The following is a 23,624-nucleotide window of genomic DNA, read 5'->3' as shown; positions in this document are numbered from 1 at the left end:
GTCCCTGCTGCCTCCGCGGGGCGCACCGTAGGCTGGTGGGATGACCGACGAATCCGTGAGGACCCCCACCCCCATCGACACCATCGCGGATGCGTGGGTCGACACGGTCGCGGCGATGTCGCCGACCTACGCGACCTACATCGGACGCGCCGAATACAACGACCGACTCGACGACCTGTCGCCGGAGGGCACCGATCGGGCCCGCGCCGCCACGGCGGCGACGTTGTCGGCACTCACTGCGGCGGAACCCGTCGACAGCGTCGACGCCGTCACCAAGGCGGATCTTGCCGCCCGCCTCCAGCTTGATCTGGACCTCCACGACGCCGGCGCGCACCTGCGCGACCTGAACGTGCTCACCTCGCCGTCACAGCAGCTGCGGGAGGTATTCGACCTGATGCCGACCGCAACGGTCGACGACTGGGCGGTCGTCTCTCGTCGCCTGGGAGCGCTCCCGACCGCGCTCGAAGGATACACGCGCACGCTTCGCGCGGGCATCGCGGCCGGTATCACCCCGGCCCGGAGGCAGGTGCGCGAGGTGGCGGCACAGATCGCCCGCTACACCGCGGATCGTGGCTTCTTCGCGCAGTTCGTCGGTGATGCCGCCCCCGATGACGGGCACCTGCCGGCCTCGCTCGCGCGTGAGCTTGCCGACAACGCGGTGGCGGTACGAGTCGCGTATGACAAGCTCGCGGCGTTCCTGCGTACCGAACTCGCGCCCGTCGCGACCGAGCGCGACGCGGTCGGTCGCGAGCGGTACGCGCTGCACTCGCGGCGCGCACTGGGCGCAACGGTCGACCTCGATGAGACCTACGAGTGGGGGATCGGCGAACTGACGCGAATGGTGGCCGAACAGGAGGAGATCGCGCGTCGGATCGTTCCGGGCGGTACCGTCGCGGACGCGGTCGCGTTCCTCGACGCCGACCCGACCCGTCAGCTGCACGGTACCGAGGAGCTGCAGCGATGGATGCAGGAGACGAGTGACCGCGCCGTCACAGAGCTCGGCCGGACGCACTTCGACATCCCGGACCCGCTGCGCCGGCTGGAATGCAGGATCGCGCCGACCAACGACGGCGGGATCTACTACACCGCACCGAGCGACGACTTCTCCCGCCCCGGGCGGATGTGGTGGTCCGTTCCGGAGGGTGTGGACACGTTCGCCACGTGGCGCGAACTGACCACCGTGTACCACGAGGGGGTGCCGGGTCATCACCTGCAGATCGGGCAGGCGGTGTTCAACCGGGGCGAGCTGAATTCGTGGCGACGTCTCATGGCCGGCTCCAGCGGCCACATCGAGGGGTGGGCGCTGTACGCGGAAAGGCTCATGGCCGATCTCGGCTACCTCGACGACCCCGCCGACGCGCTGGGGATGCTGGACGGACAGCGGATGCGCGCGGCGCGCGTCGTGCTCGACATCGGTGTGCACCTGGAAAAGCCCCGACTCGACGGAGAGGGCGTCTGGGACGCCGACTACGCGCTGGAGTTCATGCGGCGCAACGTCAACATGCCCGACGAGTTCGTTCGATTCGAGGTCAACCGCTACCTCGGGTGGCCGGGACAGGCTCCGTCCTACAAGGTGGGGCAGCGCATCTGGGAGGACCTGCGTGCCGACGCGCGGGCGACCGCCGGTGCCGGGTTCGACGAGAAGGCGTTCCACACCCGCGCCCTGAAACTGGGCGGGTTGGGCCTGGACACCCTGCGCACCGCGATGTCGGCGGATTGAGCGGCTTCATTCCAGGCCCTGGCGTTGCGGTGCCAGGTCGATGGAACCCGCCGCGATCAGCGCCGCGGCCATCGCCCGCGCCGGTTCGGTCAACAGTGCGTCCTCGACGCGCGCCGCCGTCAGGCGCAGCGCCTCGCGCGGAGTGAGCGCGAACCACGCCGCAACGGTCGCGATACCGTGCGGGCTCACGCGCCACAGCTTGTCGGCATCTTTGACGATTGCGTCCTCCGCGCTGAGCGCGTGCCGACGCGAGTCGTGCCCGTCAACGATCTCGCTCACCCGATCGATGAGTACACGCGGGCGGTGCTCGGCGGTGAGGATCTCTGTCGCGATGCGTGCGCCCTCGATCTCATGCCGCCGGACGAGGTCCGGCCGGCCACCGCCGGGCGCGATGGCCTCGAGTATGGCGTCCTCGGGAACCGTCGACCATCCGGTGTCGTGGAGCAGGATCGCGGACTGCACGACCTCCCCGTCGGTCCCGGGAAGGCGCGCCAGCAGCGCACGCGCGAATCCGTATGCGTAGAGCGTGTGGCTGTCGTTGTTGCGCACCGCCAGGAACGGGGCGGCGCGCGACCACACGGCGTCGTCGTCGCCGGTGATGCTCACAAGGCCTCCGACGTCGCCGGGGGGCGGGAGGTGGGCGTGCACGTCACGTCCGAGTCTTGTGCTGGAGGTCGATCCCATGTCGGTACCGTGCCACCGTGGTCGTCACGGATCAAATAGACTTTCGGTCACCGGAAGCAGTTCGATCGTGCGAGGTGGCGCGGATGGCCGGTGGTGTGTCTTCCCCGGGACAAACGGTGACAGGCAGGGTGCTGTCGATCCTTGCCGTGTTCGAAGAGAACCTGTCGCCGCGCAGTCTCACCGAGATCAGCGACGAAACCGGTATTCCGTTGAGCACCGCGCACCGACTCGTCGGCGAATTGGAGGCGTGGGACGCACTGCAGCGCGACGGTCACGGCCGCTACCAGATCGGTCTGAGATTGTGGGAGCTGGGCATGCACGCGGGCCGGCAGGTGCGCGACATCGCGCGCCCGTTGCTGCAGGACCTGTATAGCCTCACCCAGGAGACCGTGCACCTGGCCGTGCGGGAAGGGCGAGATGTGCTCTACATCGACCGCGTGTACGGCACCCGCCGGGTGCCGCAGGCGTCCCGTGTCGGGGGACGGCTCCCGCTGCACGCGACCGCCGTCGGGAAGGTGATCTTGGCGTTCGAGGGCGAGTGGGTGCGGGATGCCGTGCTGGCGCAGCCCCTGGAGAGCCGCACCGCGCGCACACGGGTGGACCCGGCGGTGCTGGCTCGGGAGCTGGTGACGGTGCGCGAGCGCGGGTACGCCGTGACGCTCGACGAGGTCAGGGTCGGTTCGGCATCCATCGCGGTTCCGCTGTTCGGGCGGGACGGCGCAGTCGGTGCGGCGGTGGGGCTGGTGACCACGAGCGAGAACGGCGTGAACCTGGAACGCTACCTGCCCGCCATGCGCGGCATCGCCCGGCGTATCGAGTCGAGCGTGGGAGCGTTCCCGCTCGCTTCGTTGCGCCCGGCGAAGCGGCGCGCCGAAGTCGCTTCCGCTGAGCAGAAGACGACGGGGCCTCCGGGCTGACCCGGTCGTTAGATGGGGGCAATCCGAAACGGCAACGATGCGAAGGAGCCTCCATGACTCTGTCTCGGTCCGAAAACACCCGGCCGGCGGTGGGATGCCCCGTCGCGCACGGCACCGCCGACCATCACGGATACCAGCCCTTCCGCATGGACGATCCGTTCCCCGCGTACGCGGAACTGCGCCGGGAGGAGCCGGTGATGTACGACGAGCGGATCGGCTACTGGGTGGTCACGCGGTGGGCCGACGTTCGCGCCGTGTTCGACGACTGGGAGACCTTCTCCAGCGATAACGCGCAGGCACCGGTGCGCGAGCGGAGCGCCGAGGCCACCCGGATCATGAAGGAGGGTGGGTTCACCGCCTATTCGGGGCTGAGCGCCCGGATCCCCCCGGACCACACTCGCATTCGCGCGCTGGCACAGCGCGCGTTGTCGCCCCGGCGCTTCAAGGTGCTCGAGCCGTCCATCCGCGAAAACACCCGAGCGGCGCTGCAGCGGATGCTGGCGGCCGAGGACGGTGCCGGTGACTTCCTGACGGACATCGCCTTCGACATTCCGACCGTCACCATCCTCACCCTTCTCGGCGTCGACCCGGCGATGGTGCCCACGTACAAGAGGTGGTCGGATTCGCGTGCCGCCATGACGTGGGGCGACCTCGACGAGCGGGAGCAGATCCCGCACGCCCACAACCTCGTCGAATACTGGGCGGAGTGCCAGCGGCTCGTCACCGACGCCCACCGCGACGGCGGAGATTCGCTCGTCGCCGACCTGGTCACCGCGCAGGACGGCGGGGCGGAGATCTCCGACCACGAGATCGCCTCGCTGTGCTATAGCCTGCTGTTCGCCGGCCACGAGACCACCACGACCCTGATCTCCCACGCAATCCGGTTGCTGCTGAGCCACCCCGAGTCCTGGTCGGCCCTGGTGGCCGACCCGAGCAGGGTGCCGGGCGCGATCGACGAGGTGCTCCGCTACAGCGGTTCCATCGTCGCCTGGCGACGCCGGGCGACGAAGGCGGCCACGATCGGCTCGGTCGAGGTGCCCGAGGGGGCGAACATCCTGTTGGTGATGGGCTCCGCCAACCGGGACGAGGACGTGTTCGCGCGCCCGGCGGAGTTCGACATCTCGCGCGACGACGCCCGCAACCATCTCTCCTTCGGGTTCGGCATCCACTACTGCCTGGGCAACATGCTCGCCAAGCTGCAGGCGCGGATCGTGCTCGAAGAGACCATCGCGGCGGTTCCGTCGCTGCGGCTCACGCCCGGCGCGGACATCCGGTTCGCCGAGAACCTGTCCTTCCGGGTGCCGACGTCGGTGCCCGTGACCTGGGAGAGCTGACATGACCGACTCACTGTTCATCCGCTTCTTCGACGAGGCGGGGCCGGCTCCCATCGAACGACTCGGCGGGAAGTGCGCGTCGCTGGTGAACCTCACCGGCGCCGGCATGCCGGTGCCGCCCGGGTTCGCCGTGACGACCGACGCCTACACATCCTTCGTCGAGACCACGGGCGTGGCCGACGTCATCCACGAACTGCTCGCGAGCATCCGCCCCGACGACGTCGCCAGCGTCGACGAGGTGTCCGCCCGCATCCGGGAGGAGATCCAGCAGCGCCCGGTGCCCGAGGCGATCCGTGCCGAGTTCACGGCGGCCTACGACCGGCTGCAGAGCCGCTTCGAGGCCGAGGCCCCCGTGGCGGTGCGATCCTCGGCGACGGCCGAAGACCTTCCCGACGCGAGCTTCGCCGGACAGCAGGACACCTACTTGTGGCTGGTCGGTCGCGACGAAGTCGCCGAGCACGTGCGTCGCTGCTGGGCTTCGCTGTACACTTCGCGGGCGGTGGTGTACCGGCTGCGCAACGACATCCCGAACGAGGGACTGTCGATGGCGGTGGCGGTGCAGAAGATGGTGGACGCACGCACGGCGGGCGTCGCGATGACACTCGATCCGTCCAACGGCGACCGTTCCACGATCGTCATCGACGCGGCCTGGGGGCTGGGGGAGCTGGTCGTGTCGGGCGAGGTCACCCCCGACAACCTGCACGTCGACAAGGTCATGCTGACGGTCACCGACGAACACGTCGGCGACAAGCACATCGAGCTCATTCCCGACGTCACCGCACGCGGCATCGTCCACCGAGAGGTCGAGCAGGAGCGGCGCGGCATCCGCAGCCTCACCGACGCCGAGGTGAGCCTGGTCGCGGGCATGGCCAAGCGGGCCGAGCGGCACTTCGGGTGCCCGCAGGACATCGAGTGGGCCATCGACCGGTCGCTCCCCGAGGGCGAGAATCTGCTGCTGCTGCAGTCGCGCCCCGAGACCGTGTGGTCTACGAAACCGGACGCGCCGACGTCGAAGACGTCCGGGTTCGGCATTTCCAGTATCACCCAAGCCCTCATGGCCCAGATCGGCCGCTGAGGTCCCCACCGCCCATCCCGGGCATCCGCCTACCCGAGGCACCCGAAAGGACCGCCATGTCAGAGACGACTGTCGCCGCACCCGCACGCAAGACCTTCCCGAGCCCCTACGACCAGGCACCCCCGGCCGGCGCTGAGGGGTGGAAGGAGCTGTACGCCTACAACCTGGTCTTCCAGGACAACCGTCGCCAGATCGAAGAGGCGAAGTTCTGGTTCTGCGACAGCCAGCACTGGCCGACGGTCACCAAGCCGTTCGAGACGATCGGGTTCGAGTTCGCCGTCGGATGCCTGGGGCAGTACAACTCGCGTCAGCTGCTGATCCCGACGGCGAACGGCATCGAGTACCGGATCCACAACGGGTACGTCTTCATGTCGCCCGTCGCCGTCGACCCCGCCGAGATCGAGGCACGCGTCCCACAGTTCATGGAACGCGCCGGACACTATTTCCAGAACTGGGAGAACTTGCTGGAGCAGTGGCACCGGAAGCTCCGCGCCACGATCGACGAGATGGAGGCGATTGAGTTCACCGCGCTGCCGGATGCGATCGCGCTGCAGGACGTGCTCGACGGGAAAGGCACCGGTCCCGCCACCGAACTCCTCGCGGACTACGACCGACTGATCGCGTTGGCCTACCGCGCCTGGCAGTACCACTTCGAATTCCTGAACCTCGGCTACGTCGCTTACCTCGACCTGTTCATGTTCTGCAAGGAGGCGTTCCCGCGCATTCCGGACCAGGCGATCGCGACGCTCGTGCAGGGCGTCGACATGGAACTGTTCCGCCCCGACGACGAGCTGAAGAAGCTCGCCAAGATCGCCGTGCGCGACGGGCTCACCGCGCTGTTCGCCGACACGTCCGACGCCGAGGCCACACTGACCGCGCTGCGGACCCACCCCTCCGGGGGAGCCTGGTCCGAGGCGTGGGCAGCCGCCCAGGACCCGTGGTTCAACTTCACCACCGGGAACGGGTTCTACGCGCACGACGAGTACTGGCGCGACGTCCCCTCGATCGCGCTGGGCTTCATCGCCGGGTACATCGAACGGCTGCAGGCCGGCGCCGATATCGACCGGCACGTGGCGGAGCTGGTGGCCGAACGCGACCGGATCACGACCGAGTACGCCGAGCTGCTCTCGGGGGACATGCTCGACACGTTCCAGGGCAAGCTCGGTCTGGCGCGCACGGTGTACCCGTACGTCGAGAACCACAACTTCTACATCGAGCACTGGACGATGGGAGTGTTCTGGCGGAAGATCCGGCAGTTGTCGGCGCTGCTGCAGCAACAGGGCTTCTGGCCGGGCGCCGGAGACATGATGTACCTGCGGCGCGACGAGGTGCGCGAAGTGCTGTTCGACTATGTCAACGGCTGGATGGTGGGCGCACCGGCCATCGGCCCCGACTACTGGCCCACCGAGGTGGAGCGGCGCCGCGGCATCGTCGACGCGCTGTCCACGGCGCGGCCGCAGCCGGCGCTGAACCGGCCGCCGGCGGTCATCACCGAGCCGTTCACCCTGATGCTGTGGGGGATCACCGACGACCAGATCCAGAACTGGCTGGGCACCGGTGATGTCCCCGAGGGCACGCTCAAGGGCATGGCCGCGTCGCCCGGTGTCGCCGAGGGCCCCGCCCGCGTCATCGCGACCGCCGACCAGCTCGCCGACGTGCAGGAGGGAGAGATCCTGGTGGCCCCGGTCACCGCTCCCAGCTGGGGGCCGATCTTCGGCAAGATCCGCGCGACCGTCACCGACATCGGCGGCATGATGAGCCACGCCGCCATCGTCTGTCGCGAGTACGGCATGCCCGCCGTCACCGGGACCGGCACGGCATCCAGCGAGATCCGCACCGGTCAGCGACTGCGCGTCGACGGCAACACCGGCATCGTGACCTTGATCGACTGAGCCCGAGGAGAACACGACCATGGAGACCACCACGAGGTCGCCCCGCACGGTACTCATCACCGGTGGGGCGCGCGGACTCGGCCGGGCCTTCGCCCACGGGTTTGCGCGAGCGGGCGACATCGTGGTCCTGGCCGACATCGATGAGGAGGCGGCGGTGCGCACGGCCGCCGACCTCAGCGGAGCGGGGCTGTCGGCCGTGGGCACCGGCGTCGATGTCGGCGACGCCGACTCGGTGCGTGCCCTGGCCGCGTTCGCGGCGCAGGTCGGTGGGGGCATCGACGTGATCGTCAACAACGCGGCGATCTACGCGACGCTGACCCGAAGCCCGTTCCACGAGATCGACGAGGCCGAGTGGGACCGCGTCATGTCGGTGAACCTCAAGGGGCCGTGGCTCGTCGCCCGCGCGTGCGCCTCGGTGCTGCGCGACGGCGGCCGCATCGTGAACATCGCTTCGGCGACCGTCATGAGCGGGTCGGCGCAGTGGGCGCACTACGTGGCCAGCAAAGCCGGCGTGATCGGTCTCACCCGGGTCCTCGCCACCGAGCTGGGCGCACGGGGCATCACCGTCAACGCGGTCGCGCCCGGGTTCACCCTCACCGAGGCCAGTCACGATCTGATTGCCGGCGCCGACACGTACGGCGTCGATCGCGGCGCCATCAAACGCGCCATCCACCCCGACGACATCGTCGGTGCCGTCCTGTTCCTGGCTTCGCCGCAGGCGGAGTTCATCACCGGCCAGACCGTCGTCGTCGACGGTGGCCGGCAGTACCTGTGACCCGAGAGGAAGACACGTGAGCAAGGTGAACTACACCGCCGACGACGGGACGGTGACCCGGATCGACGGCAGGCCCGGCGACTCCGTCATGGAGACCGCTGTCCGCAACGGCGTACCGGGGATCGTCGGCGAGTGCGGCGGCAGCCTGTCGTGCGCGACGTGCCACGTCTTCGCCGCCCCGGAGACGTTCGCCCTCGTCGGCGGTCCCGATGACCTGGAGGACGAGATGCTCGACGGCACCGCCGTCGAACGCGCCGAGAACTCGCGGCTGTCGTGCCAGATCCGGCTCGAAGACGGCTGCGAGTACCACGTCACCACCCCGAGCACACAGATCTGAGGAGGCCCGCATGTCCACCACTTTGATCGTCGGCGCCTGCCAGGCAGGCGTGCAGTTGGCCGCCGTCCTTCGCGACCTCGGCGACCGCGATCCCATCGTCCTCGTCGGCGAGGAAGCGCACCGGCCGTACCAGCGACCGCCTCTCTCGAAGGGATGGCTGAAGGGCGAGCTGCAGCCCGACGACGTCATCCTGCGCACCCGCGAGTGGTTCGCCGAACGCGACATCGAACTGGTCACCGGTGACCGCGTGGTCACCCTGACCCGGGACGGGGACGGCGACGGAACCGCGACGACCGAGGGTGGTCGGCAGATCGCCTTCGGCCGGCTGGCGCTCACGACCGGTGCCGCCGCGCGCCGGTTGCCCGTTCCGGGAACCGACTACCAGGGCGTGCACTACCTGCGCGACGCCGACGACGCGATCGGCCTGGAGCCGGCCCTGCGCGACGAGGCCGTGCGGCGGGTGGTGGTCATCGGCGGCGGATTCATCGGGCTGGAGACCGCCGCCGTGGCCCGCACGCTCGGCCGGGAGGTCACCGTCGTCGAGGCTGGTCCGCGCCTGGTCGGGCGTGTCGTGGCCGAGCAGACCAGTGCGTTCTACCTCGCGGCACACCGCAGGCGTGGTACCGAGGTGATCCTGGGTGCCTCGGTGATCCGGATCGTAGGAGCGGATGCCGCCGTCGCCGGCGCACCCGGACGTGTCACCGGCGTGGAACTGGGCGACGGCACCGTCGTGCCGGCCGACCTCGTGGTGATCGGCATCGGCGTGGTTCCCCGGGTCGAGCTCGCGCAACAGCTGGGGCTTGCCGTCGAGGGCGGCATCGTCGTCGACGAAGCGGCGCGGGCCTCCGACGGGCGCACGGTGGCCGCCGGTGACTGTGCGGTCATGCCCAACCCGTACCCGCTCGGTGCCGGCGGCACCGTCCGGATCGAGAGCGTCAACAACGCGCTGGAACAGGCGAAGATCGCCGCCGCGACGCTGCTCGGACAGCGCGAGGTCGCCTACCGGACCGTGCCGTGGTTCTGGTCGGACCAGGCGGATCTGAAGTTGCAGATCGCCGGCCTGTCCACCGGCTACGACGAGGTGGTGGTGCGGGGCGCGCCCGACGACGAGAAGTTCACGGTGCTGTACTACCGCGGCGGCCACCTCATCGCCGCCGACTGCGTGAACCGTCCCGCCGAGTTCATGACGATCAGGGGTGCGCTCACGAAAGGGCAGACCATCCCCGCCGACACAGCGGCCGACCCCGAGGTGCCGCTCAAGCAATCCGTGCGCGACGTCACCGTCGCCGTCTCCGACTGAGGTGGACATGCCTGTTCCCACGACGCTCCCGATTGACGTTTCGCCGATCCACGCCGCCCCCGACGCCGCGCTCGACCCGCTCTGGCAGGCCATCGTGGCCGAGTCGCGCGCCCGCTCCAACGACATCCACCTGCCGATCTCGTTCGCCTACGCGCAACGGTTGTGCGTCGCGTACCCGGAGGCGGATGCCGTCGTCGTGAAGGTGGCGATCCTGCTGCACGACACCGGCTGGGCCCGCGTCGAGGAGGACCGCATCCTCTCCGAGGGTTTCACGGGGGATTGGCGCAAGGCCGACGTGCGGTTCGAACACGAACGTCACGGGTGCGCGATCGCGCGGGAGGTGCTGCCCCCGCTCGGCTACGATGCCGACCTCATCGGCCGGGTGACCGAGATCATCGACGGACACGACACTCGCGCCGTGTCGCGGTCGCTGGAGGACTCCCTCGTGCGCGACGCCGACCGGCTCTGGAGGTTCACCCCCACCGGGATCGCGCTGGCGTCGAGCTGGTTCGGCCTCACCCCGGCCGAGTACTGTCGGCGGTTGCGGTCCGAGATCGTGCCGGAGTTGCTCACCGAGGCCGCCGTCGAGATGGCCATGACCGAGCTGGCCCGGTCGGAAGCCCTGCTGAAGACGGAGCAGCTGGCATGACAACGGCATCCGCGATCGCGCGGCGGCACGCCGAGGCGATCAGCCGCCTGCCGTTCACGGACACCGACGACCTATGGATCGACGGGGCCTGGGTCGCCGCGGCCGGCGATCGGCGAACACCCGTCGTCGACCCGGCTACCGGGGTCGCGTGGGGCTGCGTCGCCGAGGCCACATCGGGCGACGTCGACCGCGCGGTCGCTGCCGCCGGGGCCGCCCTGCCGGGGTGGGCGGCGCGCACCCCGGCCGAGCGCGCAGAGCTGCTGCGGCGGTTCGCGGTCGCTCTGGAGCGACGCGGCGACCCGCTGTCGGTCACCAACACCCTCGAGAACGGCTCCCCGGTGGCGGAGACGGCCGGCGCGGCGGCGAGTGCCGCCGGCATCCTGCGCGCCTTCGCCACACTGTCCGAGTGGCTGGAGGCGCCGGATGTGAGGCCCTTCCCCGACGGTCGGCACGAGACCGCGGTGCTGCGCGACCCGATCGGGGTGTGCGCGCTGATCGCGCCGTGGAACTTCCCGATCAACCTGGTGATGATCAAGCTGGCTCCCGCGCTTCTGGCCGGATGCACGGTCGTGATCAAACCCGCGAGCCCCACGCCGCTGTCGCTGAGGTTCGTGCTCGAGGCCGCGCACGAGGCCGGTGTTCCGCATGGGGTGATCAACGCGGTCACCGGGGGAGGGGAGGTCGGTGACGCGCTCGTGAGGCACCGTGGCATCGCGAAAGTGGCGTTCACGGGGTCGACGCCGGTCGGGCGCCGGATCGCCGCGGCGTGCGGAGAACTGTTGCGCCCGGTGACGCTGGAACTCGGCGGAAAGTCGTCGGCGATCGTGCTGCCGGATGCCGACCTCGACGCGCTGTCGAGCATCCTGGTGCGCAGTTGTCTGCGCAACACGGGACAGACCTGCTACATCTCGACGCGCCTGCTGGTCACCCCGGAACGGTACGACGATGTCGTGTCGATGGTCGCGGAGACCATCTCGGCGGCCGCAGTGGGTGACCCGCTCGACCCAGCGACGGTGTTCGGTCCGGTCGCGACGGCGACGCAACGGGACACTGTGCGGTCGTACATCGAGGCGGGCATCGCCGAGGGCGCCCGGGTCGTCGTCGGGGGAGATGTGCCCCCGCCCATCCCCGACGGCGCGTTCATCGCGCCGACCGTGTTCGCCGACGTCACGGCGTCGATGCGGGTCGCCCGCGAGGAGATTTTCGGTCCGGTGTTGACGATCCTGCCGTGCCGCGACGAACGCCACGCGGTCGAGGTCGCCAACGACACCGATTTCGGACTCGGCGGGATCGTGTTCGGAGCCGATGAGGACCACGCGTTCGAGGTCGCGCGGCGCGTGGATTCGGGCTCGGTCGGGGTGAACTTCTTCGGCTCGAACCACTTCGCGCCGTTCGGCGGCAGGCGTGACTCCGGGCTCGGCGTCGAGTACGGCATCGAGGGCCTGAGCGCCTACCTCACCGTGAAGTCCGTGCATCGGAGCCACCGATAGTGTGAGGTGATGGCATCCGTTCGATTGGTCGCGCTGGGGGACTCGTTCACGGAAGGTGTCGGCGATGAACTCCCGAACGGTCGGGTGCGGGGGTGGGCGGATCTGGCTGCGCAGGGCTGGGCGGCGTCCCGCGGGGAACCGATCCAGTACGCGAACCTGGCGATTCGGGGAAAACTGGTGTGGCCCATCGTCGACGAGCAACTGGAGCGCGCGCTTTCGCTGGAGCCCACGCACCTGTCGTTCAACGGCGGCGGGAACGACATGTTGCGCCCGCGTGCGCCGATCGAGCGGATCGCCGACGCGTTCACGCGGGTGCGGGACCGGTGTCGCGCCGAAGGGGTGACGCTGGTCGTGCTGTCGGGGGCGAACCCGTCGGGCCAGTTGCCGCTCCGCCGGCTGATCCAGCGCCGCGGCGACGCGCTCTCACGTGCCGTGCTCGCACGTCTCGACGGGCAGGACACGGTCATGGTGCTCAATCGGGACGACACCGAGCTGGCGATGCCGACGTACTGGGCCGCTGACCGATTGCACATGAATTTCCGCGGTCATCACCGTGTGGCTGCGCGCGTGCTCGACGCGGTGGGGGAGCGGGTGCCGGACGGCTGGTGGTCGCAGCCGGAGCTGCCCGGCTGGACACGCCTGAGCCGCACCGAGTACCTGCGGGACCACCTCGGGCCGTGGGTGCGGCGGCGGCTGACCGGGACGTCGTCGGGCGACGGCCGTGAGCCCAAGCATCCGTCGTGGGTCACCGTGGCCCCCGAGGCGCTGGACTGAGAAAGCGGCGCGTCAGGCCGACTGAGGTTCCAGGACGAAGATCGCGATCTGACGGTCGGTCTTGCTCTGGTACTCGTTGTAGTCCGGCCAGACGTTCGCGGCACGCGCCCACCACATCTCGCGCTCGGTGCCGGTGGCTTCGTGCGCGGTGTAGTCGCGTGTGACGTCGCGATCCTGGAGTTCGACGTGGGGATGCCGGCGCATGTTGCCGGCCCAGTGCGGTTCGTCGGGGGCGCCGCCCTTGGAGGCGACCACGGCGTACGACCCGTCGTGCTCGACGCGCATGAGTGCGGTCTTGCGCAGCGCGCCGGTGCGCGCGCCGACCGTAGTGAGAACGATGATCGGTACGCCGCGCAGTTCGTTGGCTTCCGCTCCGCCGGAGGCCTCGAAGGTCTCGGCCTGGGTTCGCGCCCACTCGGATGTGGACGGCTTGTACTCTCCGTGCAGTGGCATGGTGTCCAGAGTAGTCCCGATGGTGCGGGGGCAGCCCGCCGACACCGCCGTTGTAGAGGTCGCTGCCGCGCGCGCAATTCCGCAAAGTCCAGATCTGCCTGGTCGTCGAAGTACCCGAGGATCGTCTTCGTGAAGTTATCCGCCCGTGTTGTGGAATCGTTCGTGTTCACCTCCCTCGTCAGCCTCAAAGCCGACGCGTCCGACAACCCGAGTAACCTCGGCGGGAGAGTGAGGCGAGATTGCCTCTGATGCCTTGCTGCTTCGTTGAGCTGACATAATGTGCATTATCAGTATCCGAATCGGAGCAGCGGCGTCAGGTGACGGGTGACGCAGTTGAGGCTCCACACGCGATGCGTGCGGAGCCTCAACCGGCGGTTCACGGATGAACCGGCGCTGGATCAGCGAACGGCGTTGTAGATCCAGCCCGCGATGGTGCCGTAGGTGATGCCGATCTCGAGCCAGCGCGTGACCCGTGCGCGGTTCGCCCAGGCCCAGCGGACCATCCGAGCCAGAACCGTGCGGTACTTCCAGATCTGACGAGCGAGCCAAGCGACGAAGCGAAGGAATGCCATGGGAGTTGCCTTTCGTTGAGCGTCCCTCACTCGGTGTGAGGTCGTACTTCGACGGTAGGAATTCAAGGGCGTCCCCCTCGCCGTTCGCGGGACGCAATGGGGTCCATCGTTCGGATGGTCCTCGGCCGGACCGACGGATGACCCCTGCGGCGCGAAACCCGCCCGAACGTCGACGGCGGGGTTCTGTGCTTCGTGCCAGCATCGGGCGGAAGCGCACATCGCGAGGGGCACGACGGCCCCGCTTCGGTGTGCCCGTGTCTAGCGGCGGATACCTGGGCCAACCCCGACTGGTCTCGCAGGCACCCCGGGCGCAGACACTCGCAACCGGCGCTGAACCTACGGCGCCCCTGACCAAGCGTCGCGATCCCCACACTGGATGCGCTGAACCTACGGCGGGGCCGTGGTGCTCACCTCTCTCATGACGCGACTCATGAGAGAGGTGGTGGCAGGGGTGAAAGGTGGCGTGACGCCGTTCCGCGGCAACGCAGGCGCCGGGAGTACGGCGCGGGAGGTCAGGGGGCTTCGTCGACCAGCTGAGCGATCCTGGCGCGGCGGGCGGCGTGCGCGCGACGCGCCGACCGCACCTGCGTGATCCGCGGTCCGCGCTCAGCGATGCGGCCTTGCAGGCGAGCGACATCGAGCTCTGAGAGCCGCACCGCCGTGCCACGATGCGGCCGTCCGGCGTAATAGTGGACGGCGGCGAGTCGCGGCCGGCCGAACAGATCCCAGGACGAGAGCCAGTGCACCGCGAGTGCGCGGAGGACGACCTGACGCTCGGAGGCATGATGCGTTGTCAGCGCGACCATCCCTCGCTCGCCCATCCGAAGACGCGTGCCCACGACACGCCCCAGGCCCAGGAGTGTGCGCGCCACGATCAGGGCGGCCACAACGGCCAGCAGTAACGGCCACTGCATTGTCACGAAGCCCCAAGCCGCCCCGCAGGCGGGGACCACGACCGTCAGGGCGGCCCCGAGACTGCGCCAGGCGGCGCCGGGTCGGGTGAGCAGCGTCACGTCGTCGACGTGCGCGGGAAAGCTGCGCTGTGCGATGTCGGCGACGATGCCGCGCGTCAGCGAGGGGATGACGAGGTTCCCGCCGAGCTGGCGGGCGGAGTCGGTGCTCAGGATGGACATCCGCGCGCGCCCCAACAGGATCTCGACAAGGTTACGGTGAACGACGATGCCCTCGATCGCCGATGCGTCGATGCGTCGATCGCGTCGCGTCAGCAAGCCGTAGGCGATGCGGATGCTTCCGTCATCTCGCTGCCACACCTGGAAACGCCCATAACGGACCAGTGTGGAAGCGAACCCGCCTGCGATGACGATCAGGCCGAGGAACACGCCGAAGACCCAGGGGCCGGCGGCGGCGAGCGCGAGCAGCCCGTCGGTGAGCTCGAACGTGTCCAACAGCTCGAACAGGGCGTAGCCCAGCGCCACGCCGAGCAGGGCGAACTGTCCGTAGACCAGAGCGGCGATCAGCAACTGCGTGAGCGTCGCGCGGTAGATGAGCTGCTCGTCGCGGTCCGGCCCGCGCTCGGCGACGAGCAGGTCGTCGGTGTCATACTCCGTGGCGCCGGACGTCTTGCTGGTCGCATTCCGGGGGGCGAAGGAACGGAGGCGATCGAGTTCCGGCGCGAGCACCGCCGGCAGCACGAGCTGTGCCGACTCTTCGCCGCCCTGCAAGACGGTCACGCGAGTCAGGCGGAACGGACGCAACGACCAGGTCTCCTCCGCCTGCAGCGCTGTCACATCCGACCACCGCAGACTCCGGGTGTGGCGGCTGATCAGACCATGCCGGAGCACGATCACGTCGGGGTCGGAGCGGTAGCGTACCGTTGCGTACTCGTAGACGGGATCGACGATCCGAAACAGGATGAAGGCTCCGAACAGCGCCGCCGCCCACTGCCCCGGCCAGACGTCCGGACGTGTGACGAACACCCAGAGGCCGAGCACGCTGGTGACGATCGACGGCGCATGACCGAGGTAGCCGGCGACGATCGTCCGCGCGGGCAGCCTGCGCAACTCGTTCTCAACGTGGATAGACATCGCGAGCATCCGTCTGGGAGTCGAGCACCAGTGCGCGGATCCGTTCGGCCTCCTGCGACCTTACCGGAGAGATCGACTTCTCCTCGGTGAGGCAGGTGAAGCTCACCTTGACGACGCCGAACGCCCGCAGCAGGGGGCCTTCGACGATCTCGACGTTGAGGATCTGGGCGGTCGAGATGACGAGCGAACGACGAAAGAACCTCCCGCGGCGGATGTAGACGAAGTCCGCTGTGACGGTATAGGAGGTGTACGCGATCTCCAGCGGGTTGAGAATGACGAGGTCGAGGACCACTCCCCCGACAACGAGGGTCCCCAGTGCGATCAGCAGGGCGGGGCGCCACCAGGGGTCGTGCACCCACAGCAGAATCGCCGCGAGGGCAACACCGCCCCCGAACAGGGTGCCGAGCAGGCCCGTCGCGGCGAGGTAGCCGTGCGCGGCCGGTGCCAACCGTCGATCGCCCGGCGCGCCCGCGACCGGCAACTCCGGAGTATGGTGCTGCTCCATGAGGGTCGTGGCCTCTTCCTCTGTTGTGGTCAACACCACCATCATCCTCCTCCGGGGTTCACCGAGCACGTGTGTCTGAACTCCACGGTAGGGGGAACTATTGCGGTCCCCCTCATGCACATGGCGGGGTCTGCCTCATCCATTCGAAGGAGCGGTCTGGCATCGCCGGTGGCGGAAAGCCGCCAGTTTCGTCGGCCCGCGCGAGTCTATACTTGCGCCCGTGTCGAACATCGCCGTACTCATCGTTGACGATGAGGCACTTGTGCGCACCGCGTTGCGGGTGTTCATCGACGACACTTCGGGGATGAACGTGGTCGGTGAGGCCCGCGACGGCGAGGGCGTCGAAGCACTGTGCGACGCGTGTGCACCCGATGTGGCGCTGATCGATCTACGGATGCCGAAACGTGACGGCATCTCGACGATCCGCGCACTCCACGACACCCGAACGGCCGTTCGGTGCATCGCGCTGACCACCTTCAGCGGTGATTCGGCCGTTGCGGACGCCCTCGAGGCCGGCGCGCGCGGCTATCTCGTCAAGGACTCGGAACCAGATGAACTGGTGGCCGCCATTCGCACTGTGTACCGGGGCGGCTACGCGTTCTCGGCGCGCGCGGCCGAACAACTCCTCACGGGAGCGGCGCGTAGCCGGGCGCTTCGCGGAGACGGCTTCTCCGACTCCGAGAAGCTGTCGGATCGAGAACTCGACGTCGTCGTTTTGCTCGCGGAGGGAAAATCCAATCTCGAGATCGCCCATGAGCTGTTCTTGTCGGAGGCGACGGTGAAATCACATCTGCGTCGCATCATGACCAAATGGGGCGTCCGTGACCGGGTTCAGGTGTTGGTGCGCGCTTCGAGGCACGGTCTCGTGGTGATGTAGGCGCGCCGACCGCGCCGTCCCCCGGCCCGCGAGACTACACGCTCGGTATCGAGACCGTGCGGATGCGGTGCGGACTCGATACCGGCGCTGTAGTCTCGCGGGTTCAGGGTGTGGGGGGTGGTGGCGGTGTGGGGTGGGGTTGTTACTTCAGGCGGACGTTCAGTTCGTCGAGGACGCTGGCGACGTTTCCGATGTAGAACACGTCGTGGCCGCAGACGACACTGGCGTCGCGGTAGGCCAGGGTCTGACCGTTGCAGTCGCCGGAGTCGCCGGACAACCCGCTGATGAAACCCAGCAGGTAGCGTCCCGAACTCGTCTCTCGGATCACCGGCCCGCCGCTGTCACCCTGGGCGACCGCGCCGCCCGATGACGTCGCCCAGACGACGTTCTGCACGACCTGGCCGGAGAGTTCGTACACGAAGTTCTTCGCCTTCACCGTGAAGTCGCAATGGGTGCCGGAGTTCGCGCCACTCGGACACACCGTCGCGCCGATCGGTGACGTGGAGGCGGCATCGACCTCGCGGGTCTGACTGGATGATGGTGACCCCCAATATACTTTGCCCGATCCGGTCGCGCCGCTACGGATGGGCAGGATCGCAGCGTCCCGATCCAGCTCGACCCATGAGGCGCTCGTGGTCCATGCCCCCACCGTCTCCAGCGCACCGAACGTCTTGACGACGCCGGATTCGTGGCCGGTGTTGAGGACCACCGCACGGTTGCAGTGCGCGGCGGTCGTCAAGTAGTCCCGGCCGCTTGACTTGCCGACCACGGCGACCCCCGACGAGCAGTAGGCGGACGAATCGCCGCCGTACAGCCGGATCCCGGCTCCTCCCGAATACGGGCTCTCATCGGACTGACGTGCCACGGCCGGAACGATCTCGGGGACATCGACCTCCACGACCACGCGTACGCCGGTGCGGGCCGTCAGCATCGCGTCCACCGACCGCGCCTCACCCGCCGAAACAGCACCCAACAGCACCGTGATGCCGCTGGAATCCGGCAGCGGGCCGATCGCGACGCGGTCGAGCCGCGCGAACCGCCCGACCTGCATCAGGTCGAAGGCAGCATCCCGCGCCGCGACCAGCTCGTCCAGGCTCCAGCGCGCCTCGTGCAGTCGCACACGGATCCCCGGGTTCGCGGCGAGCACGGCGGCGACACGGGGCGGGATGCGGCCCTTCCAGTACAGGTCGGCGACGGAGCTGCCGGGTTGGGTCACCAGACTGCCGTATCCGCTCCCCTCCCCCGTCTCTGCCGCACGCGCGGAGACCTCGGAGGCCCCACTCACGTCGGCGTCGAGCGCGGCCACGAGTTCATCGAGGTCGAACGCTTCGGATGCGGAAACTGGCGCGGCCACAGCCGTGGCCTCGGCCGACGGTGCGTGAAGTGCGTGCAGGCATCCGAGGGCGGCGAGCACAGCGACGGCGGTGATACGGGAAGTGCGGGGGGACACAACTTGCTCCAAGCGTCAATCCCCGAATCACCTCGATGATACCAACCGAGACCTCGCCGGTCTATGGGTGTGGGAGCGCTTCCGGGGTTCGCGTCGGCCCCCGCACGCCCATAGGCTCAACGCATGCTGGATACGCTCACAGGTTTCGTCGTTGTGGGCACCGCCATCTTCGTCGGGTGGATTCTGGGGCGCACCGACCTGCTGGGACCGCACGCACGCTACGTGCTGAGCAGGCTCACCTTCTTCGTGCTGTCCCCGTTCCTGCTGTTCGTCGTGCTGGCCGAAGCGGACGTGCAGTCCCTGTTCTCGGCCCTGCTCCCGGTCTCGGCGATCGCGGCGGTCACGGTGTTCGCCGTCTACGCCGTGGTCGCGCGCGTCGTGTGGAGGCGCAACATGGCCGAGACGCTCATCGGGACCCTTTCGTCCGGTCAGGTCAACTCCAACAACATCGGAATCCCGATCTCGCTGTATCTCCTCGGCAGCGCGGCCTACCCCGCGCCCGTGATCCTGCTGCAGTTGCTCGTGTTCACACCGGTGAGCATGGCGCTGTTCGAGGCCATCACGAGCGGCCAGCGGCGGCTGCTCCCGATTCTGCGACGCACCGTGACGAACCCTGTCGTGGTGGGCTCGGTGCTGGGGGTCGCCGTCTCGCTCTCCGGGATCGAGCTGCCGCCGATCGTCATGGACCCGGCCCGGTTGATCGGGGATGCGTGCATCGCGGTGCTGCTGATCAGCTACGGCATCTCGCTGCACGGCCAGCGCGTCCTGGGAGCGGCCGGTCGGCGCCGCGACGTGCTCCTGGCCTCGGCTCTGAAACTGGTCGTGATGCCGCTGACGGCGTGGGCGGTGGCCCGGTTCGTCTTCGCCCTCGCCCCGCACGATGTGCTGGTGATCACTGTCCTGGCGGCGCTGCCCACGGCGCAGAACGTGTTCAACTACGCTCAGCGCTACGGCGTGGGTGAGACGATCGCCCGCGACACGGTCTTCGTCACCACCGTGGGCTGTGTCCCGATCCTGCTGTTCATCGTGACCGTCCTCGGAGGCTGACCCGTTCGGCCGTCCCCGTGGCCGGGGACGCGGCTGCGGCACTAGTGTGGGACACGATCTGCCAAGCAGGATGCGGGAGGGCATCACATGTTCGCGACACCACTGCAATCAGAACGCAACAGCATCCGCACCGCCTTCGGCGTCGGCGGCGTGCTCGCGATCATCACCGGCATACTGATCCTGGTATGGCCCGGCCGCACCGCCGCGGTCGCCACCGGCATCATCGCCGTTTACGCGATCGCCGCAGGGCTGGCGTATGCCGGACTCGGCATCTTCTCGAAGGACCGGGGCGGCTGGTCCCGCGTCGGGCACATCCTGCTCGGCGTCCTGTTCATCATCTCCGGCATCGTCGCGTTCGCGAACCTCGGCGCCACGGCCACGTGGCTCGGGATCTTCCTGGGCATTCTCGTGGGCATCATGTGGGTCGTCGAGGGTGTCGTGGCACTGTCGACGCTGAGCCTCGCCGTCTCGCGGGGATGGACGGTGTTCTTCGCGATCGTCTCGACCGTGGCGGGTGTCACGCTCCTGTTCTCCCCGCTGCTGGGCGCCGCAGTGCTGTGGTGGCTCCTCGGTGTCTCGGCGATCGTGCTGGGCGTCGTTCAGGTGGTGCGGGCGTTCACCTTCGGCAAATAGTCAGCGACCGCCGAACGAACTGGTGTCGCCGACCAGGCGGGTGTGGTCGGCCGGGATCGGATCGACGGCGGCACGGGCGACCTCGGCGGCGAACTCCGACACGTTGTACAGCTTGCCCGCCGATTCCTTGCGGGCGGCGATCGCTCCGGGGTTGGCGCGCTCGAGCAGCGTCGCGGTGATGGTGCCTTCAATCATGTCGCCGGAAACGACGACGAAGCCGATGCCGCGTGCCGTCAGCTCGTCGACGCGTTCCCGCAGGGCGTCCTCCCCCGCGCGCTTGGAGAGGGCGACCGGCTCGTACTCCGGCATGGTCGGGGTCGTGCGGATGAAGTGGGCCTGGTGGCTGGTCACGAACACCACGCGAGACCCGTCGCCCAGCAGCGGCAATCCACCGGCGAGCACACCCAGCTGTGCGTCCCGGTTCAGCGTCATCGCGTAGTCCGCGGCCATACCGCTCTCCATCCCACCGGAGGCGTTGAGCACCAGGATGTCGAGCGCCCCGAACGTCTCCTCCACCGTCAGGAACATCTGTGCGACCGACTGTGCATCCGTCAGGTCGGCTCCGACGGTGAGGACCTCGACGCCCAACTCGCGCAGCTCGGCGGCGAGCTTCTCGGCCCGCGGCGCCTTGTTTCGGAAGTTGATCACGACGTTGGCTCCGGCCTGCGCCAGGTAGCGGGCGGTGTCGGCGCCGATGCCGCGTGAGGATCCGGTGACGAGGGCGGTACGGCCCGTGAGCGAGCCGGCGGGGAGGGGCTGGGACATCGGTGTTGCGCTCCTGATCGAGGTGGGCTGCCCGCACACGCGGGCGCTCCGACATTATCAACCGTCGTCGGCTCCGTGGCGGTGTTATGGTTCGAGAGTGAGCACGAGGTGAGCGGAGGCAGGCGGTGATGCCGGATCTGGCGCAATACCTGTGGATCGCGTGGCTGGTCCTTGCGGTGGTCTTCGTCATCGTCGAGCTGATCACGCTCGAGTTCACCTTCTTGATGCTCGCCACCGGCACACTGATCGGCGGCCTCGGGGTGAACCTGCTCGGCGGTCCCTGGTGGTTGCAGGTGCTCGCCGCCGCCGTGGTGTCCGCCCTGCTGCTGTTCACGATCCGACCGCTCCTGCTCCGGCTGCTCCACCGCAGCAGCCGGGCGGTGCCCACGAACGTGGATGCCCTCACCGGAATGGGGGCACGAGTGACCGCTGCGTTCGTCGACGGCGACGGCACGGTGAAGCTGGACAATGGAGAGACCTGGACGGCACGCGCATCGGCGACCGGCGGTGCACCCGCCGTTGGCAGCCGGGTGATCGTGCAAAGTGTGCGCGGGGCCATCGTCGAGGTGGCGCCCGAGGAAAGGAGTGATGCCCATGGTTGACATCGGAGAGTTCATCGGACAGGTGTTCATCGCCGTCCTGCTAGTGGTCGTGGCGATCTTCGTCGTGGTCGTGCTCTTCCGCTCGATCCGGATCATCCCGCAGGCGTACTCCGGCATCGTGGAGCGGCTCGGACGCTACCAGCGCACCCTCAGTCCGGGGCTGAACCTGCTGGTCCCCTTCATCGACCGGCTCCGCCCGCTGGTCGACATGCGCGAACAGGTGGTGTCGTTCCCGCCGCAACCGGTGATCACCGAGGACAACCTCGTCGTCTCCATCGACACCGTGGTGTACTTCCAGGTGACCGATGCCCGGGCCGCGACCTACGAGATCGCGAACTATCTGAGCGCCGTCGAGCAGCTGACCACGACCACGCTGCGCAACGTCGTCGGTGGGCTGAACCTCGAGGAGGCGCTCACCAGCCGCGACGAGATCAACAGCAAATTGCGGATCGTCCTGGACGAAGCAACCGGCAAATGGGGTCTGCGAGTGTCGCGGGTGGAGCTGAAGGCGATCGACCCGCCCGCGTCCATTCAGGACTCCATGGAGAAGCAGATGCGTGCGGAGCGCGACCGACGCGCCGCGATCCTCACGGCCGAGGGGTCGAAGCAGTCTCAGATCCTCGAGGCCGAAGGGCGCCGTCAGGCCTCCATCCTCGGCGCGGAGGGCGACAAGGCTGCCGCGGTGCTCCGCGCCGAGGGCGAGGCCGAGGCGATCCAGTCGGTGTTCTCGGCGATCCACGCCGGCAACCCCGACGACAAGCTTCTCGCCTACCAGTACTTGCAGACGCTGCCGAAGATCAGCGAGGGTGCCGCGAGCAAACTGTGGATCATTCCGAGCGAGTTCACCGATGCGCTCAAAGGACTCAGCAAGGGATTCGGCGCCGGGACCTCCGGCGCGTCCAACGACGCCACACCATGACCCACGCGTGGTTCCGTGGGGCGGCGTCCCCCCGCATCCTGGCGCATCGGGGATTCGTGCCGCCGGATGCGGAAGGCGTGGCGGAGAACTCGTTCGCGGCCGTGGCCGCAGCCCACGCCGCCGGTGCCGACTACGTGGAATCCGACTGCCGCCTCACCGGCGACGGGGTCGTCGTGCTCGCCCACGACGAACGCCTCGATCGGGTCCTGGGTGATCCTCGCCCGGTGTCGACGGTCACCGCCGCCGAGCTCGAGCACCTGATGGCCGACCGCGGCGGGTTGATCAGGCTGGAACAAGCGTTGGAGTCCTTTCCGACGTTGCGCTTCAACCTCGACGCGAAATCGGATGACGTGTCCGCACCGATGGGCCGCGCCATCGCTCGGCACGCGGAGCGTGTCCTCGTGTCGAGTTTCTCCGATGCCCGTCGCCGGGTCGCCGTCGCCGCCGCGCACCGATCGGGCGGGACGCCCGCCGCTTCGGGCGGGCGCGGCACGGTCGCGAACGTCCTTCTGGCCGTTGCGCTCCGATCTGACCGCCTGCTCTCCCGTGTACTGCGTGGCATCGATGCCTTGCAGATCCCCGAGCGTCTCCGGGGCGTGGGGCTGGCCACTCCCCGGCTCATCACCGCGGCCCACCGGCACGGCGTGGAGGTGCACGTGTGGACCGTGAACGAGCCCGACGAGATGGCGCGGCTGCTCGACCTGGGCGTCGATGGGATCGTCACCGACCGGTGCGATCTCGGGCTCGCCGTCGTGGCCAGCAACCGGTGAGACGCGCTGTCGGCTGGCCCCGGCGTGCTGACGGGCAAG

24 protein-coding genes are annotated in these 23,624 nt (G+C 68.7%); 17 read left to right on the top strand and 7 right to left on the bottom strand.

What is annotated here, in order from left to right:
* Window positions 1-40: 40 nt before the first annotated feature.
* On the top strand, window positions 41-1,720 hold the full coding sequence (locus tag ACK5KK_RS04310) for a DUF885 domain-containing protein (protein WP_416888859.1): 1,680 nt from the start codon (window positions 41-43) through the stop codon (window positions 1,718-1,720).
* A 6-nt stretch (window positions 1,721-1,726) separates the two neighbouring features.
* Here ACK5KK_RS04310 and ACK5KK_RS04305 read toward each other — a convergent pair whose 3' ends face one another.
* Window positions 1,727-2,368: an HD domain-containing protein gene (locus ACK5KK_RS04305; RefSeq protein WP_416888858.1), complete on the bottom strand. Its 642-nt coding sequence runs from the start codon at window positions 2,366-2,368 to the stop codon at window positions 1,727-1,729.
* Window positions 2,369-2,520: 152 nt separating this feature from the next.
* Here ACK5KK_RS04305 and ACK5KK_RS04300 point away from each other — a divergent pair, with 152 nt between their 5' ends.
* From ACK5KK_RS04300 to ACK5KK_RS04255, 10 genes are read left to right on the top strand one after another with little or no spacing between them, the layout of a single operon-like run.
* Window positions 2,521-3,321 carry an IclR family transcriptional regulator gene (locus tag ACK5KK_RS04300; protein ID WP_416888857.1) on the top strand — a complete coding sequence of 267 codons (801 nt, stop codon included), beginning with the start codon at window positions 2,521-2,523 and terminating at the stop codon, window positions 3,319-3,321.
* Window positions 3,322-3,374: 53 nt separating this feature from the next.
* On the top strand, window positions 3,375-4,655 hold the full coding sequence (locus tag ACK5KK_RS04295) for a cytochrome P450 (protein ID WP_416888856.1): 1,281 nt from the start codon (window positions 3,375-3,377) through the stop codon (window positions 4,653-4,655).
* Between the two features lies 1 nt (window position 4,656).
* A complete protein-coding gene (locus ACK5KK_RS04290; protein WP_416888855.1) occupies window positions 4,657-5,730 on the top strand; it encodes a PEP/pyruvate-binding domain-containing protein in 1,074 nt (357 codons plus the stop codon).
* A gap of 56 nt (window positions 5,731-5,786) precedes the next feature.
* Complete coding sequence (locus ACK5KK_RS04285) at window positions 5,787-7,622, top strand: PEP-utilizing enzyme (protein ID WP_416888854.1); 1,836 nt, start codon at window positions 5,787-5,789, stop codon at window positions 7,620-7,622.
* A 19-nt stretch (window positions 7,623-7,641) separates the two neighbouring features.
* A complete protein-coding gene (locus ACK5KK_RS04280; protein ID WP_416888853.1) occupies window positions 7,642-8,397 on the top strand; it encodes an SDR family NAD(P)-dependent oxidoreductase in 756 nt (251 codons plus the stop codon).
* A 16-nt stretch (window positions 8,398-8,413) separates the two neighbouring features.
* Entirely contained in the window at window positions 8,414-8,734 is a 321-nt protein-coding gene (locus tag ACK5KK_RS04275; RefSeq protein ID WP_416888852.1) for a 2Fe-2S iron-sulfur cluster-binding protein, read from the top strand.
* Between the two features lie 10 nt (window positions 8,735-8,744).
* Complete coding sequence (locus tag ACK5KK_RS04270) at window positions 8,745-10,034, top strand: NAD(P)/FAD-dependent oxidoreductase (RefSeq protein WP_416888851.1); 1,290 nt, start codon at window positions 8,745-8,747, stop codon at window positions 10,032-10,034.
* A gap of 7 nt (window positions 10,035-10,041) precedes the next feature.
* Window positions 10,042-10,683: an HD domain-containing protein gene (locus ACK5KK_RS04265; RefSeq protein WP_416888850.1), complete on the top strand. Its 642-nt coding sequence runs from the start codon at window positions 10,042-10,044 to the stop codon at window positions 10,681-10,683.
* On the top strand, window positions 10,680-12,173 hold the full coding sequence (locus ACK5KK_RS04260) for an aldehyde dehydrogenase family protein (RefSeq protein WP_416888849.1): 1,494 nt from the start codon (window positions 10,680-10,682) through the stop codon (window positions 12,171-12,173). Before ACK5KK_RS04265 ends, ACK5KK_RS04260 begins: the two co-directional genes overlap by 4 nt.
* Window positions 12,174-12,182: 9 nt before the next feature.
* Window positions 12,183-12,947, top strand: coding sequence for an SGNH/GDSL hydrolase family protein (locus ACK5KK_RS04255; RefSeq protein WP_416888848.1), 765 nt, complete (start codon window positions 12,183-12,185; stop codon window positions 12,945-12,947).
* 12 nt (window positions 12,948-12,959) lie between these two features.
* Here ACK5KK_RS04255 and ACK5KK_RS04250 read toward each other — a convergent pair whose 3' ends face one another.
* The 4 genes from ACK5KK_RS04250 to ACK5KK_RS04235 form a co-directional block, all read right to left on the bottom strand.
* Window positions 12,960-13,400, bottom strand: a complete 441-nt coding sequence (locus tag ACK5KK_RS04250; RefSeq protein WP_416888847.1) for a nitroreductase family deazaflavin-dependent oxidoreductase — start codon at window positions 13,398-13,400, stop codon at window positions 12,960-12,962.
* Window positions 13,401-13,798: 398 nt separating this feature from the next.
* A complete protein-coding gene (locus tag ACK5KK_RS04245) occupies window positions 13,799-13,972 on the bottom strand; it encodes an aureocin A53 family class IId bacteriocin (protein WP_416888846.1) in 174 nt (57 codons plus the stop codon).
* 512 nt (window positions 13,973-14,484) lie between these two features.
* Window positions 14,485-16,017: a PH domain-containing protein gene (locus ACK5KK_RS04240; RefSeq protein ID WP_416888845.1), complete on the bottom strand. Its 1,533-nt coding sequence runs from the start codon at window positions 16,015-16,017 to the stop codon at window positions 14,485-14,487.
* Window positions 16,001-16,558 carry a PH domain-containing protein gene (locus ACK5KK_RS04235; protein ID WP_416888844.1) on the bottom strand — a complete coding sequence of 186 codons (558 nt, stop codon included), beginning with the start codon at window positions 16,556-16,558 and terminating at the stop codon, window positions 16,001-16,003. The genes ACK5KK_RS04240 and ACK5KK_RS04235 overlap by 17 nt, the downstream gene beginning before the upstream one ends.
* Window positions 16,559-16,742: 184 nt before the next feature.
* Here ACK5KK_RS04235 and ACK5KK_RS04230 point away from each other — a divergent pair, with 184 nt between their 5' ends.
* Complete coding sequence (locus ACK5KK_RS04230; RefSeq protein ID WP_416888843.1) at window positions 16,743-17,399, top strand: response regulator; 657 nt, start codon at window positions 16,743-16,745, stop codon at window positions 17,397-17,399.
* A gap of 142 nt (window positions 17,400-17,541) precedes the next feature.
* On the opposite strand, the gene ACK5KK_RS04225 is transcribed toward ACK5KK_RS04230, so the two are convergent.
* A complete protein-coding gene (locus ACK5KK_RS04225) occupies window positions 17,542-18,849 on the bottom strand; it encodes a trypsin-like serine protease (RefSeq protein WP_416888842.1) in 1,308 nt (435 codons plus the stop codon).
* Window positions 18,850-18,972: 123 nt separating this feature from the next.
* Here ACK5KK_RS04225 and ACK5KK_RS04220 point away from each other — a divergent pair, with 123 nt between their 5' ends.
* On the top strand, window positions 18,973-19,896 hold the full coding sequence (locus ACK5KK_RS04220) for an AEC family transporter (protein ID WP_416888841.1): 924 nt from the start codon (window positions 18,973-18,975) through the stop codon (window positions 19,894-19,896).
* An 87-nt stretch (window positions 19,897-19,983) separates the two neighbouring features.
* Window positions 19,984-20,529, top strand: a complete 546-nt coding sequence (locus tag ACK5KK_RS04215; RefSeq protein ID WP_416888840.1) for an HdeD family acid-resistance protein — start codon at window positions 19,984-19,986, stop codon at window positions 20,527-20,529.
* Here ACK5KK_RS04215 and ACK5KK_RS04210 read toward each other — a convergent pair whose 3' ends face one another.
* Window positions 20,530-21,294 carry an SDR family oxidoreductase gene (locus ACK5KK_RS04210; protein WP_416888839.1) on the bottom strand — a complete coding sequence of 255 codons (765 nt, stop codon included), beginning with the start codon at window positions 21,292-21,294 and terminating at the stop codon, window positions 20,530-20,532.
* Window positions 21,295-21,422: 128 nt separating this feature from the next.
* On the opposite strand from ACK5KK_RS04210, the gene ACK5KK_RS04205 reads away from it, so the two are divergent.
* Genes ACK5KK_RS04205 through ACK5KK_RS04195 form a run of 3 tightly spaced genes read left to right on the top strand, consistent with a single transcriptional unit; the run spans window position 21,423 to window position 23,585 of the window.
* Window positions 21,423-21,896, top strand: a complete 474-nt coding sequence (locus ACK5KK_RS04205) for an NfeD family protein (RefSeq protein ID WP_416888838.1) — start codon at window positions 21,423-21,425, stop codon at window positions 21,894-21,896.
* A complete protein-coding gene (locus ACK5KK_RS04200) occupies window positions 21,889-22,815 on the top strand; it encodes an SPFH domain-containing protein (protein ID WP_416888837.1) in 927 nt (308 codons plus the stop codon). Before ACK5KK_RS04205 ends, ACK5KK_RS04200 begins: the two co-directional genes overlap by 8 nt.
* Window positions 22,812-23,585: a glycerophosphodiester phosphodiesterase family protein gene (locus ACK5KK_RS04195; RefSeq protein ID WP_416888836.1), complete on the top strand. Its 774-nt coding sequence runs from the start codon at window positions 22,812-22,814 to the stop codon at window positions 23,583-23,585. Before ACK5KK_RS04200 ends, ACK5KK_RS04195 begins: the two co-directional genes overlap by 4 nt.
* Window positions 23,586-23,624: the final 39 nt, after the last annotated feature.

The organism is Microbacterium sp. (assembly GCF_047972865.1).
Lineage (GTDB): Bacteria > Actinomycetota > Actinomycetes > Actinomycetales > Microbacteriaceae > Microbacterium.
The sequence above is the reverse complement of the archived record's forward strand: the minus strand, read 5'-3'. Positions and strand labels throughout refer to the sequence as shown.